We start from the raw sequence: 14,557 nt of genomic DNA on the forward strand, positions 1-14,557 counted from the left end.
CCGCTACGGGCGCCCCGGAAGCGGATCACCGTCGACGACCAGGGTCACACAGTTCTCCCGGCAGATGTCGCGCCACACCGCGTCGACCGGTGCCGAGGTCAGCAGGATCGGGGTGACCGCCCGACCGGCAAGGGACAGGAGATGCCGGTACTCGAGCACCTGGCCGAGACCAAGTCGCAGCTGTTCTGCCGGACTGGCACCGACGAGGCTCTTGACCTCCGCGATGTACTGCCGGCCGTCAGCGTCCTGCCAAGCCAGGTCCACCGGCACCCCCGCCAGCCCGGTGCCCACCGACGTGCCGGTGGCCGCCAGGGTGTCGATCAGCCAGCGGCTGAGCCGGTCGTGCTCGTCGCACCCGGCCGCGTACGCCTGCTTGTCGAAGGCCCGGATGTCGGTCAGCGCCGCCGGGTCCACGGTCGCAGACCGGTACGGACGATCGAAGGCCGGCGCCGGCTCTGGCCGCAGTGGTGGGGAGTCGACGTACACCGCTGCGGCGGACCATGCCCGGGCCAGCCGCTCCGGCTGGTGCAGCCGCTGGAACGAGAAGCCGCCAGCGGCCAGACACTTGACGTTGATCAGCCGCGCAGCGGCGAGGACCGGTGGCTGTCGCAGCGCCCACAGCGCGTCATCGACGGTGTCGCACACGCAGCCGATCTTCTCGCCCCGCAGGGTGTCGTACGGGTCGTTCTCATATTCGGCGACCCGAGCGGCCCAGGCTTCCTCGTCGATGGCACCGGCGTCGAAGGCTGTTTCGACGGCGAACTTGTCCAGGTGGAAGTTAATCCCGTCGCCGTCCTCGTACAGCCACAGTGTCTCCAGCCGGCCGAGGGTCACCCGCAGCAGCGACCGCCCCCGTATCCGTCGCTGGTTCAGGAACCACAGCTTGCCGTCGGTTTCGACCGGCTTCGGCACGGTCATCTGGATGTACCAGCCGGCGAGGGCCCACGCGGCGCGCGCGGGCTCGTCGAGACTCCCACCGGACGGTTCCACGCGCGGCGCGGCCAACTCCCCGGCGGCGGGCAGCGCCGGATCGGCGAAAACCCAGTGGGCCATCTCCGCCGGGCTGGTGTGGCTCCACAGCCCGGCTTTGGGGTGCCGGGCCAGGTCCTTCTCCACGTTGGCGACGTCGTCCGCCGTCCACCACGGTTCGATCTGCACGAGCAGCCCTCCAATCCGAGAACAGCGAGCAACAGTTACGACACCGTAAGTGACATACGCTGGTCGACCGGGTAGACACGGCCAGCGCGACGGTGCCAGCGCCGCGCCGGCCGGAGCCGACTTCTATCACTGGTACGGGTCGGTGCCGTTGACGGCACGTGGGGTTTGCCGCACTCCGGGCCGGGTCAGCGCCTGTTTGTAGATCGCGATCGCCACCATCCGGCCGTCGCGTCCACCGCCGACGATCGTGGCGATGACGCCGATCACCGGCGACTCGTCACTGTCGTCGCCGTAGCGGATGTCGGAGACCCGTACCCGCATCGGACAGTCGCCGTACACCCAGTCGGCCTTGCCCAGATGCAACGTCTCACCGACCCGCAGCGGCTCGTCAGACATCGTCGTCGTCCTCCCCGTGCGGGTAGCCGTCCGGCATCAGCCCGGACAGTTGCAGCACCGCTCGCACCCGGCGGGCCTTGCCCGGGTCCCAGCGGTCGAGGATGACCAGCGACCGCAGCAACGGCCGGCACGGCGCGGCGACGTCACAGGTACGGCATTCGCCGAGCCGCGCCGACGGCAGGTGTTCGGCGATGTCGAGCCGCGCCTGGCGCACCGCCTGCGCCACCACGGTGTCGCCGGGGTCGAGCTCGGCGTCGAGCGCGCTGGCCGGGGCGGGGGCGACCGCACGGGCGGCGGTCAGCCGGAAACGCGGGTCGTGTCCGATGTCCGTCTCTCCCGGCGTGCGTTGCGGCAACGGCGGCCGGTTCGGGGTCGCATCGGTACGCCGGGGCGTCCCGATCGACGTGTAGCGGGCCAGCCGGGGTGTCCCGCCGATCCCGTCATTCCTGTGCACCACCAAGATCCTCCTTGGATTGCCGATGAGTCGTGACATCCACCCTGGACTCGGGGTCACGGTTGGCGGAACCCGACCGGTGACCCCGTGCACGCCGGGAGTCCCATGACGCGAGCCAGGCCCAGCACGAGGGAAACTGAGGGATGCGAAAGCCTTGCAACGGCGCGAGTCCATCTGATAGGAGCCTGAAGATCAATTACTCAACCTGATCTTGCGGTTATCCACAGGACCGGAATCCATGCTGGACGCGTCAGCACTCGTGAAGGAAGATGAATCGCGACCTCACGCAACGGGGACGCCTTTCGGCGATGCCTCCACCGCGTGTGCATGAGGGAATCCGAGGGATGCGAGGGACTGTGAGCGGCAGCGAGTATCTGATATCGGAGCTACGGCGAGTGCGCGAGTCGATGGGTCTCACCCAGGAGTCCTGGGGCGAGCGTGTCCACTTCTCGGCGAAGCACGTCGGCTCCATCGAGCGCGGCGAACGTCCCGCCCTGCCCAACTACCTGGGCATGGTCGACAAGGTGTTCGGCACCGCCTTCATGAAGTTCTACCGCGAGTTCGTCATCGGCGAACACGCCCCCGTGTGGTTCAAGCCGTTCATCGAGTACGAGCAGCGGGCGAGCTTACTCCGAGCCTTCCAGCCCTTGGTCGTACCCGGGCTGTTGCAGACTGAGCCATATGCACGAGCGGTACTCACCACGTACGGCATCCACGGCGAGAAACTGGAGACGGCGATCTCCACTCGGATCGAACGACAGGAAATCTTGAGACGCGAGTCGAACCCGTGCCATCTGGCTGCGGTGATCGATGAGGCGTTGCTGCATCGTGGCGTCGGCGGGCCGGAGGCCATGCACCAACAACTCACCGCGCTCGCCGAGGCAGCGGAACGCCCCAACATCCAGATTCACCTGGTTCCGCTCTCAACCGGCGCCTACCCCGGCGTCGATGGCGGATTCGTCCTCGCCACCGTGGATGGCCGGGCGGTCGGCTACGTGGAGGGTCACCTACGAGGCAAGGTGGTCGAAGCGCCCGACGACACCGCAGAGCTTGAGCAGACCTGGGAAGCGATCCGGGGGTACGCTCTGCCGAGCCATCAGAGCCTAGAACTGATCATGAGGACGGCTGAGAAATGGACATGACCGGCGTACGCTGGCACAAGAGCACGCACAGCGACACTCAGGGCTGTGTCGAGGTCGCCGAGAACGTTCCCGGTCGGGTGTACGTCCGGGACACCAAGGACCGTGACGGCGGCACCCTCACCTTCGCCCCGGCCGCTTGGCGGTCGTTCATCGCCGAGGTCACCATCAACCGCTGAGCCCGCACCGGTTCGCCAAGCAGCACCAACGCTGACAGAGCCCGGCCACTGCCCGCGACTGCGGGAGTGAGCCGGGCTCTGTCAACGCCTCGCCCTTACCGGTTGATACGTCACGCCTTGGCTTTGCGGCCTCGGGTTGCCTTCGGCGGGCGCCACGAGGTCAACGCCTCGTCAGTCAGACCTTACTGCGTGCGATGACTGGAGCGCCCCAGCTGTACTGCGGGTCGATTACCACTTCGGTTCCGGCGGGATACCCGCTGAGCCGCAGCCGGGCCGGGTACTCGTCGGACGGCTCCCACACGATGTACTCCAGGTAGTCCGCGATCACCTCCCGGATCGACATCTGCTGATCACCCATCCGGGCCAGCTCGTCGCTGTCGAGGTAGTGCACGAAGACGTCGATCCCATCGGTGGCGATCCGCCGGTCGGCAAGCCCGTACGGGTTGCCGAACTCGTTGCGGACCTGCTCCGCCACAACCCGGATCTTGTCCTTGCGCAGCCCCATCTCCCTCAGTGAACGCAGCACGTACGCCTCGACGACGGCAACGATCGGCACCGACGGCCAGCCGCGCTTGACCGGTGGGACGCTGTGCACCAACGGTGCACCGGCGGCCCGCTCGGCGAGTCAGGAGTACATCGTGCTGCGCGGAATCCTGAGGTAGCGGGCGGTGTCGACCGGGGTGAGGAGCGCATCGTGCAGCTTGTCGATCACCGCTCCCCTCCCTCCGCCAACACGCTCACAGCATCGCATCTGGCACACAGGTCTACCCGCCAGCCCTGGCCGCTCGCTACCCCGTGTCCTGCTACAGGTGCCCTGAGTCGCCTTCCGGACAGCTGGACGTAGGCGGTCCGTCAGATCGGATGCGGGTGATCTGACGGAGGGCCGGCGTGGCGAGTCGACCAGGCGAAGTGGATCACGGGTGGTCCTGGTCGACCCCTCGCGCTCGGTCACGCCGGACGCCGGGTCACAATGATCTGCGACGGGCCGGACACAGGAAGTGATCATGTGGCGTAGTGAGACAGGGTCGGGCACCCCACCGCAGGCACCGGTCGACCAGCCGTCGCTACCGAACGCGTTCACTGTCATCGTGCCCATGATGATCACGGCGGGCACGATCATCGGCTTCGCCGCTGGCGGCGTCGATGGTATGGCTGTCGGTGCTCTGGTCGGCGGGGGCATCGGCCCCGTCGTGGCCTGGGGGTGGTACGCGGCGCAACAGCGACTGGTCCGGCAGGGCCGGGCGGCCGTACCGCTGCCGTGGTCCCTGCTGCTCCTGGTGCTGGTGCTGCCCGTCGCGCTGCTGGTGTGGCTGCCCTCGGCGAGTGGTCAGCCCCGCCCCGAGGACGAGAAGTCGCCGACGCCCATCTGGTCTCCCACGCCGTCGCCGACCCCGACGCCCACCGGGTCACCCGCACCGTCACCGACGCCCACCCCGACTCCGTCGCCGACCCCGTCACCCAGCCCCACCGAGGATCCGGTGCTCGGCTGGCCCACCGATGCCAACGACGGGCCGCCGAAGCTCTGGGCCTACTTCGGGTCGGAGTTCTTCTTCCCCGACTGGGTCTCCTGTCACGACACTGATTGCCTGGCTGGCGAAGGCACCAAGGTGCACGTCTACAAGCTTGACCCGTTGGGCCGCGACCGGACGTTCCGTGGCGACGTCGCCGACCCGTTAACCACCCTGATCAGTGAGGGCTTCACCCCGGCGCAGGCGTACGCCCTGCTTGAAGACGACTAGTGACGGGGGTCAGTCGGCTCGGCGTGGCGGTCAGCGGCGGGCGGCCAGCACGGCGAGGATCTCCCGGCGTACCTCGGCGGTGTCGTGCACCAGCCGCCGGTGGCTGAACCGCACCACCTGGATGCCCAGGGTGGCCAGCCAGGCGTCCCGGCGCAGGTCCACCTCCCGCTGACCGGGCGCGCCGTGCACGCTTGCGCCGTCCAGCTCGAACGCGACCCGCTGCGCCTCGGCGTAGACGTCGAGGTAGCAGGTACGCCGCCCGTCGCTGACCCGCGCCTGCCGGCGCAGCGGCGGCATCCCGGCACCGGTGAACACACGGTCGTGGCCCCAGATCTCCAACGGGCTGTGGCAGCCGGCCGCCAGCTTGCCCAGCAGCTCCCGCAGCTGCGCCCGGCCGGGCAGCTTCGGCGCGCCGGCCAGCGCCGCACCGACGCGCTGCGGGGTGCTGTGCCGCCCGGCCACCGCCTGGATCACCGGGCCGCGCCGCTCCCCCGCAGGCAGCAGCGGCCACGAGTCGACCAGGGCCCGCTCCAGCCAGGTCACCGGCACCCCGTGGCGCGTCAGCGTGTCCGGCCCGTCGAGGCTGAACCCGCGTACGTGGTGCACCACCAGCCCGGAATGGCTGCTCAGCCGTACCGTCGCCGGGACCGTCAGGTGCACCGGCTCGCCAGCAGCCGGCTGCCACAGCCCCCACAGGTGCAGCGCGGTCAGGTGGCTGAACGCGCCCCGCCCGTCGGCGTAGCCGAGCGCCGCCCGCCGGGCCCGTGCCGGGTCGAGCCCGCCCAGCCCGGCCGGAAACCGGCCGGGGTCGCCGGTGTCGGCGGCGTCAACGGTGCCGGTGGCGTTGTCGGTGCCGGGCAGCGTGGTGTCGGCGTACACGCCGGGCAGGATTCGGCGCACCCGGCCTTCGCGGCGGGCCACGTCGATCGCCCAGGCCGGCACCACCTCGGCGGCGTCACGTCGGCAGAGCACGCCGTGGTTGCGGTCGAGCAGGGTACGCAGCTGCGGGTCCATGCCGCAGAGGGTGCCCGCCCAGCCTGGACCGCGCTGCCGTCACCAGGGTGGTCTGTGGACAACGGGGCGGCTGTGGACGGGGTTGCCGCGATCGGATGCTGGTGATCTGACGGGGTGTCGGCGTGGCGAGTCGACCAGGCGAAGTGGATCACGAGACGGCCTCGCTGACCCGCACCACCTCACCGTCGAGTTTCGGCAGCGCCTGCGGATCCTCGGCCGGGCAGAGCAGCCACACGGTCCCCGCACCGGAGCGAGCTGCGGGGCCCGCTGCGCCTGCAACGCGTTGCGTTCCACCAGGTAAATCCGCACCCGGCGGCGTTCCCGGGGCAGCTCCCGGTGGGTGGCGTGGTGGCGTTCATCGGTCGGTGGGCGCAGCAGCAGGCCGGTGCCGATCGGCGGCAGGTCGACCTCGTACGGGTGCCCGGTGTCGGCGGTGAAGGTGAAGTTCGACCAGGCCCGGAACGGCTCGGTGTCGGGCAGCAGCTCCTGCAGGTGTGCCAGCGCTTCGCGTTCGTGTGCGAACTGCGACGGCGTGATCGGCGTCCACCGGCCCTCCTGCATGCCTGCGATCCTATGGGCTGCGGCAACCTGGCTCGGCATGCCGTCCCGCTGGCCGGGTTGGCCGCGATCGGATGCGGGTGGTCGGACGAGGCGTCGGCGTGTCGAGTCGACCAAGCGAAGTCGATCAACAGGCGGGGCGGCTGCAGACGACGCGGGCCCTGGTGGCCGTGAACCGGTACGGGTCACGGCCACCAGGGCCGGGCTGGGCGTCAGTGACTCAGTCGGCGGCGGCCAGCCGGTAGGCGTGGATCACCGTCTGGGTGAACGTGTTGCCCCGGCGGTCCTCGGCGCCGAACCGCAGCGACACGTACCCGTCGCTGTCCGGGTGCTGCACCGTGGCCACCCAGTTGCGGCCGTCGGCGCGGACCGGAGCCGGTAGCCAGGTGGTGCCGTCGTCGTAGGAGACCTCGGCCGACAGGGCGTCCAGGTTGACCGTGACCCCGGTCTGCCGGCGCACCGTCACCGGGATGTCGACCTGTTCGCCGGCCGTGGCGTTACCGGCCTCGTCGACCGGCGGCGCGGGGCGGGCCACCATCACCGGCAGCCGACGCCACTCGTCGCCGCCTGCCCGACCGGACTGGAAGGTCCAGGCCATGGCGACCTCGGTGGCGAGGTCACTGACGTCGCGGGTGGCGGTCGTCTCCACCCGGTAGTCGGCCTGACCGGGCGGGACGACGAAGTAGCCGAACCCGGCGACGTCCCACTCGTCGACGAACTCGCCGTCGCGGTAGAGGGCGGTACGTGCGGTCAGGGTCTGCGAGTCACCGGCGTGCCCGGCGGCGTCGCCGAACAGCGGCACCTCCACCACGATCTCGTCGCCGAGTCGGCTGGCCCAGCCGCGCGCCACCGGCGTGGCCGGTATGGCCGGGCCGAACGGCGGCCGGTTCCAGGTGTCGGTGTGTCGGCCGCCTGCGGTGTACCCGCGGGCCGGGTCGAACAGGAACGACACCGGCTCCGGCCAGCTGTCCTCGACCAGGTTGGAGAAGTACAGGTCGGAGAACCAGGCCACCTGGTCGGTGCTGAACCATTCGATCCGTTCACCGGGGACGGGCACCGCGGTGACCTCGCTGAGCGCGCCCAGCGACGGGTCGGCGAACTCGGCGACGAGCAGCCGGTCGGAGATGTCACCGGTCGGGGTGCCCTGGAAGTCCTGCCGGACCCGGGCCAGGTCGTCGGTGGCATAGTCGCGCTGGTATCCGGTCGGCAGCCGGCCGTCGATGACCTCGCTCAGCGCATACGCGAACGGACTGTTCGCGTACCCGCCGTCGGGGTCCGGCTTGAACCACTGGTGGGAGATGGCCGAGCGGAACCCGGGTGCCGGGTCGTCGCCGCCGAGCTGCTTGGTCGACAACCCGTCGAATCCGGGGTACGCGGAGCCGACGCCCACCGGGCCGTCGACGGTGTCGAAGCCGACCGTGACGTCGACGATCGCCGCTCGGGCGGCCGGTTGCGGCACGGTGGCCTGCACCGGTGCGGCCTGCCGGGCGTCCAGGGTGACAGTGGTTTCCCCGGTGACGATTATCCGGGGCTGGGCGAGGATCGCGCTGCCGGTGTACCGGCCCTGATCGTCGTATCCGTCGATGGCGGCGAACAGTCCGTACGCACCCTTGGGCAGCCGGGTGACGACGGTGCCGTCCTCGTCGTACGGGTAGTCGAAGTACGGGTTGTTCAGGCCGGCCAGCACGGCCCAGTACGACGCCGACGGATCGCCGTCGGTACCGATGTGCGACAGGGTCACGTCGTAGCTCTCGACCTCGCGGTGCACTCCGACGGGGGTGACGACGCGGGTCTGCCCGGCGGTGGCGACCAGTTGGCCGCTGTAGTAGCCGTCGGCGGCGTCGACACTGGTGTCGGTGGTGGCGTCGACGCTGGCCGTACCGCCGGCGGGCACCTCGACCTGCGCGACGCTGGTGGTGAACATGCCGGCCGGGACGCCCGCGCCGGCCGGTCCGACGATCTCCCAGGTCAGGTTGAGGGTGACCGGCGCGGGGCCGGTGTTGCGGTAGGTGACGGACCGGGTGATCGGCTCGTCGTCGTGGTGCGGCCACACCGTGCGGCCGTAGGAGATGCTGGCTGGCTCGGCGGTCACCGGCTGGGTGACGGCGCGGGCCACGTCGACCAGGCCGGCACCCTGCTGGTACGCGCCGGTGTCGGGGTGCGGCGCGGCGGATCCCATCAGGGCGGACTTGAACTGCTGCGCGGTCCACCCTTGCTGCTGTTGGGCGAGCAGTGCGACGGCGCCGGTGACGTGTGGCGCGGACATCGACGTGCCCGGTGCGGAGACGTAGTGCTCGTCGATCGGGATGTCGAGGGTGGTGCCGTCGGCGCGGGCGGCGACGATGTCGACGCCGGGTGCGGTGATGTCGGGTTTGACGGCGTCGTCGCCGACCCGGGGTCCGCGGCTGGAGAAGTCGGCCAGCGTACCGTCGCGGTCGACCGCGCCGACGGTCAGCGCCGCGTCGGCGCTGCCGGGTGAGCCGACGGTACGCTCGGCGCCGGAGTTGCCGGCGGCGATGACGAACAGGGTGCCGGTCTGCTCGGTGAGCGTGTTGACCGCCTCCTCGAGGGGGTCGATCTCTGGTCCGTCGCCGCCGCCGATGCTGATGTTGACCACCGGGACCTGCTTGTCCACGGCGAACCAGTGCATCGCGTCGATCATCGCCGAGTCGTCGCACCAGGCGGCCGGGCAGACCTTCGCGGAGATGATCTTCGCGTCCGGGGCGACGCCCTGGTACTTGCCGCCGGAGGCGGTGCCGCTGCCGGCGATGATCGAGGCGACGTGGGTGCCGTGGCCGGTGCTGTCGCCCTCCTCCGGCGCGTCGGTGAAGTTGCGCGTCTCGATGACGACGTCGGCCAGGTCGGGGTGTCCGGTGTCGACGCCGCTGTCCATCACACCGACGGTGACGCCGGCCCCGGTGAACCCGGCCTGGTGGGCGGCGGGCGCGCCGATCTGCGCGACGCTGCGGTCCAGCAGCATCTGACGTTTGCCGTCGAGCCAGATCCGCTCGATGCCGGTGTCGGTGCCACGGGCGGCCGGGCCGCCGGACACCGTGGACCACAGGTCGGTCATGCTGGACTTGTCGGCGGTCACCGCCGCACCGTCGATCGCGGGCAGGTCACGTTGGACGTCGAGACCGTCGGCCGCGAGTGCCGCGACACCACGGGCGGCTGCGGCGCCCGGCGCGGCGGTGACGATCAGCGGCAGGGTGTCCCGGGCGGCGTCGTGGTAGCCCCACTCGATCAGCTTGGTGACGTTGAACAGTCGACTGTCCAGCGTGCCGCGTTGCACCAACTTGGCGGCGTCGCTCGGGACGATGTGCAGGTTCCCGTCGATCCGGTAGGTGCGGAACTGCATGCCGTCGCGGCCCTCGCCCGGGTGCAGTGCCGCGGCGCCGGCACCGGTGACGGTGACCTGGTCGCCGGTGATGAGGGTGACCGTGGTGCGCTGACCGGCCGGCTGCGGTCCGACGGATGTCCGACCGGCGCTCGCACCGTCGGTCGGAGCGGCCCGGCCGGGTTGCCCGGGCCCGATCGCGAGTACGGCGGCCAGGCCGGCCGCCGCGAGTTTTCTCGAACGTGTCACCGATACCTCCCCATTGGACGTCTCTCAAGACGTCGGGCAGACGCGAAACCTCAGCGTTACATAGCGCGCATATCCCAGGTAACCCCCTAGACTGGATTTTTAGGATAAACCCGCGCATCAGGCGCAATACGCAACCTATCCGGCGCGCGTGGATGGAGCCCGCAACGAGCGAGGAGTCTGCTGTGCGGTACCGACGTATCGCGAGCTGGAGCCGCCGCTGACCGGGCTGATGTCAGGCCGGCGGCGGCTTCTCCCCCGGCGTGGGCCGCCCCTGCGTCAGGTCGAGGACCGTGGTGACCCGGGTGCCTGTCGACGTCGTCGCGGCCGTCGATCCACCGCTATCGAGGTCCGTGGTACCGCCGGGCGACCCCGTACCCGCCAGGTCGGTGCCGGCGCCGGGCGTCTGGTCGTCCTCGGCCGAGGAGGAGTTGGCTGGCCGGACGGCGGGCGCGCCGTCGCCTCGGGCACCGCCGCCGACGCCCGCCGCCTCGTCCCCGAGGCCCGCTGCCTCCGCGGCGGCCGCCTCCATCGGTGCGCCGAGTCTGCGCCGGGCCCAGAACAGGGCACCCAGGATGACCAGCACCACCGACGCCACCGCCAACGGCCAGCCGGCCGACCCGCCGCGCCCGCCGGCGCCGTCATCGGCAGGCCCGCCCGGACGGGGACCACCGGCGCCGACCGCAGCGGCCGGGACGACGCCGCCCCAGCCGACCTCGTCGTCCCGGTCCGCCGCGGCCGCGAGCTCCGCGGTCTCGGTGAGCCGTCGCACGACCTCGGCGGCGGACAGTTCCGGTTGCGCGGACCGCAGCAGCGCGGCGACTCCCGCCACGTAGGCCGCGGCGTAGACCGTGGCGTCGCGCGGTTCGGCACCGGCCACCGCTGGCGCCACCACGTCGACCTCGCCGACCGGATGCTCGGCAACCGGCGCGCCCTGCTCGTCGACCGCGCCGACCCGCAGCACGGCGTCGGGTGGGCCGGGTGCCGGGTCCAGGTCCGCGCCGGAGCGGGACGGTACCACCACCACGCTGTCGTGTTCGGCGACGCTGGCGAGGGCCTGCGCCACCTGCGGGTCGGACAGATCGACGTAGCCGCCGATCATCAGGACCTCGGCCCCGGTGGACAGGGCCACCTCGATCGCGGTCACCTGATCGGTGATCCGGGCCCGCGCGTCGGTTTCCACCAGACGCACCGGCAGTACGGTCGCCTCCGGCGCCACTCCGTGACGGGACCCGGCACTGTGGTCGGCGGCGACGATCCCGGCGATGGCGGTACCGGTGCCGAGACAGTCGGTGCCGGCCCGCCCGGCCCCGGTCACGATGTCCGCACCCGCGGTGACCCGGCCGGTCAGCTCCGGCAGCGTCGCGTCGACCCCCGAGTCGATGACCGCGACGGTCACCCCGGCGCCCCGGCTCCGCGACCAGACCTGGTCCAGCGCCGGCCACGGCTGCCCCCAGTCGGTCAGGCTCGCCTGACAGCCGGAGGTCAGCCAGGGCAGGGCGCCGGAGGCCGTACCCGGTGACCGGCTCGCACCGGTCGAGGGCTTGGCCGTCGGCGTCGGCGAGGCAGACGGCGAGGTGGTCGGCTGGCCCGGCGGGGAAGCGGACTGCTGCCCGCCGCCCGGTTGGCCGTTGCCGGTGCCGCCGGCCGGTGGAGTCGACGGCGCGGCCGGAGTCGACGGCCGGGGTGACGACGACGGGCTGGTCGGGGCGCTCACCGGGGTGAGATGGCCGTACCGGACGCCCTCGCCGACCGCGTCCCAGGGCAGCACCAGCTCCCACCCCGCCCGTAGCACGCTCGGATCGACCAGAGCGCCGCCGGTCGGCTGCGGCCGACCGGCGTTGAGGTCGAAGATCTCGGTGGCGCGGTCGGCGTCGCCGAGCAGCCGGCTAGCGATGAGCCAGAGGTTCTCCGGTCGGCCCTCGACGCTTGCGGCGACCACGTAGTAGAGCTGGTAGCTGCCGGACGGCCCGGGGTCCGGGGCGGACCGGTGTGCCGGCATCGCCGCGACGGCACCGCCCGCCGCACCGGCTGGCGCGATGACGCCGAGCGGGCCGGCGGCGGTGACCACGAGGAGCAGACCGAAGGCAACCGGCACGCGGCCGCCGCGCATCCTCATCAGATCGTTCCTCCTCGATCGCGTGCCGGTGGTCCGGCGCTGCGCGTACGGCATGGACGACGGCGCGATGTCCTAGGTTCACCACCACTAGGGAGTTGCATCGTGAACCTTTGCATATGCTGCTTCGTCCCAGCGTTGGCAGAGCTTTGGTGACTGGCGGGGCCGTCCCGCGCAGCGGCAGGAGTGGGCATGCGGCACCGATCGGAGATCCGCCACGGCATGGTGACGTGGGCGGGCCGGATCGTCGCTGTCGCGGTGTGCGCAACGGCGGTCAGCGTACCGACCGGGTGGGCCGTCGCCCGACCGGCCGCCGCCGGTCCGGCCCCCGACGTCAGCTCCACCCAGGACCCTGCGGCTGGAGGAATTGTACGGTACTACGTTGTCGGTCAGCGGCCGGGCGGTGAGCGGGACTTCCTGTTCGCCATCGCCGCGCGCACGCTCGGCGACGGCCGACGGTACCCGGAGATCTTCGACCTCAACGTGGGGCGGCCGCAGCCCGACGGTGGCCGGTTGACCGACCCGACCGTCCTGGAGCCGGGCTGGGTGCTGCTGCTGCCCGACGACGCGCGAGGGCCGGGCGTCCGGTACGGACCGTTGCCGGCGCCGGACCGCGCGTCGGCTGCGCCGCAGCTGCCGGCCGCCGACAACGCGCGGCAGCCGGACCCGGGATCCGAACTCCTGCTGCGGGGCGGAGCGGCGATGGTCGCGGTAGGGCTGTTCGCGCTCGCGGTGCTGGTGCTGCGCCGGGGCGGCGGCCGTCGACCGGCTACCCGGGCGATTCCGACGCCGCGAATGGCCAGCCGCACACCGACACCCAGACCGGAACCAGCCACCCGCACACCGACACCCAGACCGGAACCAGTGACCGAACCGGGGCCGGCAGCCAACCCGACCGCCGAACCGGGGCCGGCAGCCAACCCGACAGCGGACCCGGCGCCGGCAAGCGAACCGCCGGAGAGCTCGGTCGACGACGACCGTCGGCTCGCCCACCTCGAGGTACGACTGCGAGTGGGGGACGATCCGGCGGTGTTACGACTGACCGGTCTACGGCGACCACGCGGCGACACGCCGTACGGCTGGCGGCCGGCGGAACCGGACATCGACCCGTCGGCATCGGACACCAGGCTCGGCGTCGGCGTCGGCAGTGGGGGCCAGTTCTGGATCGAGCTGCGGCAGGCACCCGACGTACTCGCCGTGACCGGGCCGGCCGCCGCCCGCGAGCGGGTCGCCCGGCTGCTCGTCACCCGGCTGCTGGCCGCTGGAACCGCCGTCACCGTCGTCGGCGACGGGATGACCGCACTGCCCCCGGACTGCCGGCGCTACCCAGCCGACCTGGGTGCCCTCGCCGACGACGACGCGGCACGGACGGCGGTCACCCTGGTCGCCTCCCCCCCGCCCGGTCAGCTGGCGGCGCTGCGGGCGCTGGTCGAACGGTCGGACCCGGCCACGGTGCCGATCGTCGTCACCGCAGGGCCACCGGCCCGCTGGACCTTGCAGATCCTCGATGGCTGACCGACGCCGCGACGGGGTCGAGCAACTCCCGCAGCGCCTGCAGGGCGTAGAAGGTGCGCGACTTGACGGTGCCGACGGGCACCCCGAGCCGCTGCGCGGCCTCCTCACCGGACCGTTCGTGCAGATAGATCTCGACGAGTACGGTTCGCTGCCGTTCCGGCAAGGCGTCCAGTGCGGCGTGCACCACTCCCGCGTCGATCGCCCGCCCGACCGGGTCGTCCTCGTCCGGGTGGTCGTCGAGCAGATCCCCGACCAGCTCGACCGGCCGGGTGGTCCGCAGGTCGTCGATGGCGATGTTGCGGGCGACGGTGTAGAGCCAGGACCGGCGCCACTCGCCCGACTCGGTACGCGACTCCGGGTGCCGCCAGGCCCGTACCAGGGTCTCCTGCAGCAGGTCCTCGGCCCGGTGCCGGTCCCCGTTGGTGAGCCGGACCAGGTAACGCAGTAGACCCGGTGCCGGGCCGTCGTACAGCGCACGCAGCTGCGCGTCGATGCCGGCTGATGCCGACGCCGGTACCGACGCAGCGCCAGGATGCACGATCATCGTCGTTGTCGTCCTCGTACGAGTGGCTGGCCCTGACGCGACGGTATGGAGGTCGATGATGATGCGGCAAGGCAAAGTGTCCGATCCCTCAGCCCGCGTCAGGAGGATCCCACCTCGACATGGATTGTTAACCGACGACGTCTCCCGCACGCGGGCCCGCAG

General features: G+C 71.4%; 13 protein-coding genes. 4 read left to right on the forward strand and 9 right to left on the reverse strand.

Features of this window, described 5'->3' with window-relative positions:
• Positions 1-3 precede the first annotated feature (3 nt).
• The 3 genes from EDC02_RS10115 to EDC02_RS10125 all read right to left on the reverse strand — a co-directional run bounded on the left by EDC02_RS10115 (position 4) and on the right by EDC02_RS10125 (position 2,011).
• Positions 4-1,158 (reverse strand): hypothetical protein, encoded by a 1,155-nt coding sequence (locus EDC02_RS10115; RefSeq protein WP_123601711.1) that lies wholly within the window; start codon positions 1,156-1,158, stop codon positions 4-6.
• Between the two features lie 126 nt (positions 1,159-1,284).
• On the reverse strand, positions 1,285-1,554 hold the full coding sequence (locus EDC02_RS10120; RefSeq protein WP_123601712.1) for a hypothetical protein: 270 nt from the start codon (positions 1,552-1,554) through the stop codon (positions 1,285-1,287).
• Positions 1,547-2,011: a hypothetical protein gene (locus EDC02_RS10125; RefSeq protein WP_123601713.1), complete on the reverse strand. Its 465-nt coding sequence runs from the start codon at positions 2,009-2,011 to the stop codon at positions 1,547-1,549. Before EDC02_RS10125 ends, EDC02_RS10120 begins: the two co-directional genes overlap by 8 nt.
• Positions 2,012-2,364: 353 nt before the next feature.
• On the opposite strand from EDC02_RS10125, the gene EDC02_RS10130 reads away from it, so the two are divergent.
• Together EDC02_RS10130 and EDC02_RS10135 are read left to right on the forward strand one after the other, a co-directional pair.
• On the forward strand, positions 2,365-3,150 hold the full coding sequence (locus EDC02_RS10130) for a helix-turn-helix transcriptional regulator (RefSeq protein ID WP_148083388.1): 786 nt from the start codon (positions 2,365-2,367) through the stop codon (positions 3,148-3,150).
• Positions 3,147-3,326: a DUF397 domain-containing protein gene (locus EDC02_RS10135; RefSeq protein WP_123601715.1), complete on the forward strand. Its 180-nt coding sequence runs from the start codon at positions 3,147-3,149 to the stop codon at positions 3,324-3,326. The genes EDC02_RS10130 and EDC02_RS10135 overlap by 4 nt, the downstream gene beginning before the upstream one ends.
• 175 nt (positions 3,327-3,501) lie before the next feature.
• Here EDC02_RS10135 and EDC02_RS10140 read toward each other — a convergent pair whose 3' ends face one another.
• Positions 3,502-3,921, reverse strand: coding sequence for a DUF433 domain-containing protein (locus EDC02_RS10140; protein WP_123601716.1), 420 nt, complete (start codon positions 3,919-3,921; stop codon positions 3,502-3,504).
• 409 nt (positions 3,922-4,330) lie between these two features.
• Here EDC02_RS10140 and EDC02_RS10145 point away from each other — a divergent pair, with 409 nt between their 5' ends.
• Positions 4,331-5,065, forward strand: coding sequence for a hypothetical protein (locus EDC02_RS10145; protein WP_148083389.1), 735 nt, complete (start codon positions 4,331-4,333; stop codon positions 5,063-5,065).
• 30 nt (positions 5,066-5,095) lie between these two features.
• On the opposite strand, the gene EDC02_RS10150 is transcribed toward EDC02_RS10145, so the two are convergent.
• The 4 genes from EDC02_RS10150 to EDC02_RS10165 all read right to left on the reverse strand — a co-directional run bounded on the left by EDC02_RS10150 (position 5,096) and on the right by EDC02_RS10165 (position 12,339).
• On the reverse strand, positions 5,096-6,079 hold the full coding sequence (locus EDC02_RS10150) for a DUF559 domain-containing protein (protein WP_123601718.1): 984 nt from the start codon (positions 6,077-6,079) through the stop codon (positions 5,096-5,098).
• Positions 6,080-6,118: 39 nt separating this feature from the next.
• Complete coding sequence (locus EDC02_RS10155; RefSeq protein ID WP_123601719.1) at positions 6,119-6,640, reverse strand: hypothetical protein; 522 nt, start codon at positions 6,638-6,640, stop codon at positions 6,119-6,121.
• A gap of 217 nt (positions 6,641-6,857) precedes the next feature.
• Entirely contained in the window at positions 6,858-10,223 is a 3,366-nt protein-coding gene (locus tag EDC02_RS10160) for a S8 family serine peptidase (protein ID WP_123601720.1), read from the reverse strand.
• A gap of 232 nt (positions 10,224-10,455) precedes the next feature.
• Positions 10,456-12,339, reverse strand: a complete 1,884-nt coding sequence (locus tag EDC02_RS10165; RefSeq protein ID WP_148083390.1) for a S8 family serine peptidase — start codon at positions 12,337-12,339, stop codon at positions 10,456-10,458.
• Between the two features lie 189 nt (positions 12,340-12,528).
• Here EDC02_RS10165 and EDC02_RS10170 point away from each other — a divergent pair, with 189 nt between their 5' ends.
• The gene (locus EDC02_RS10170) at positions 12,529-13,851 is read left to right on the forward strand and encodes a hypothetical protein (protein ID WP_123601722.1); all 1,323 of its coding nucleotides are present in this window, start codon (positions 12,529-12,531) and stop codon (positions 13,849-13,851) included.
• Here EDC02_RS10170 and EDC02_RS10175 read toward each other — a convergent pair.
• The gene (locus tag EDC02_RS10175) at positions 13,802-14,395 is read right to left on the reverse strand and encodes a sigma-70 family RNA polymerase sigma factor (protein ID WP_123601723.1); all 594 of its coding nucleotides are present in this window, start codon (positions 14,393-14,395) and stop codon (positions 13,802-13,804) included. The two genes, EDC02_RS10170 and EDC02_RS10175, sit on opposite strands and share 50 nt — an antisense overlap.
• Between the last annotated feature and the right edge of the window lie 162 nt (positions 14,396-14,557).

This window comes from Micromonospora sp. Llam0 (assembly GCF_003751085.1).
Classification (GTDB): domain Bacteria; phylum Actinomycetota; class Actinomycetes; order Mycobacteriales; family Micromonosporaceae; genus Micromonospora_E.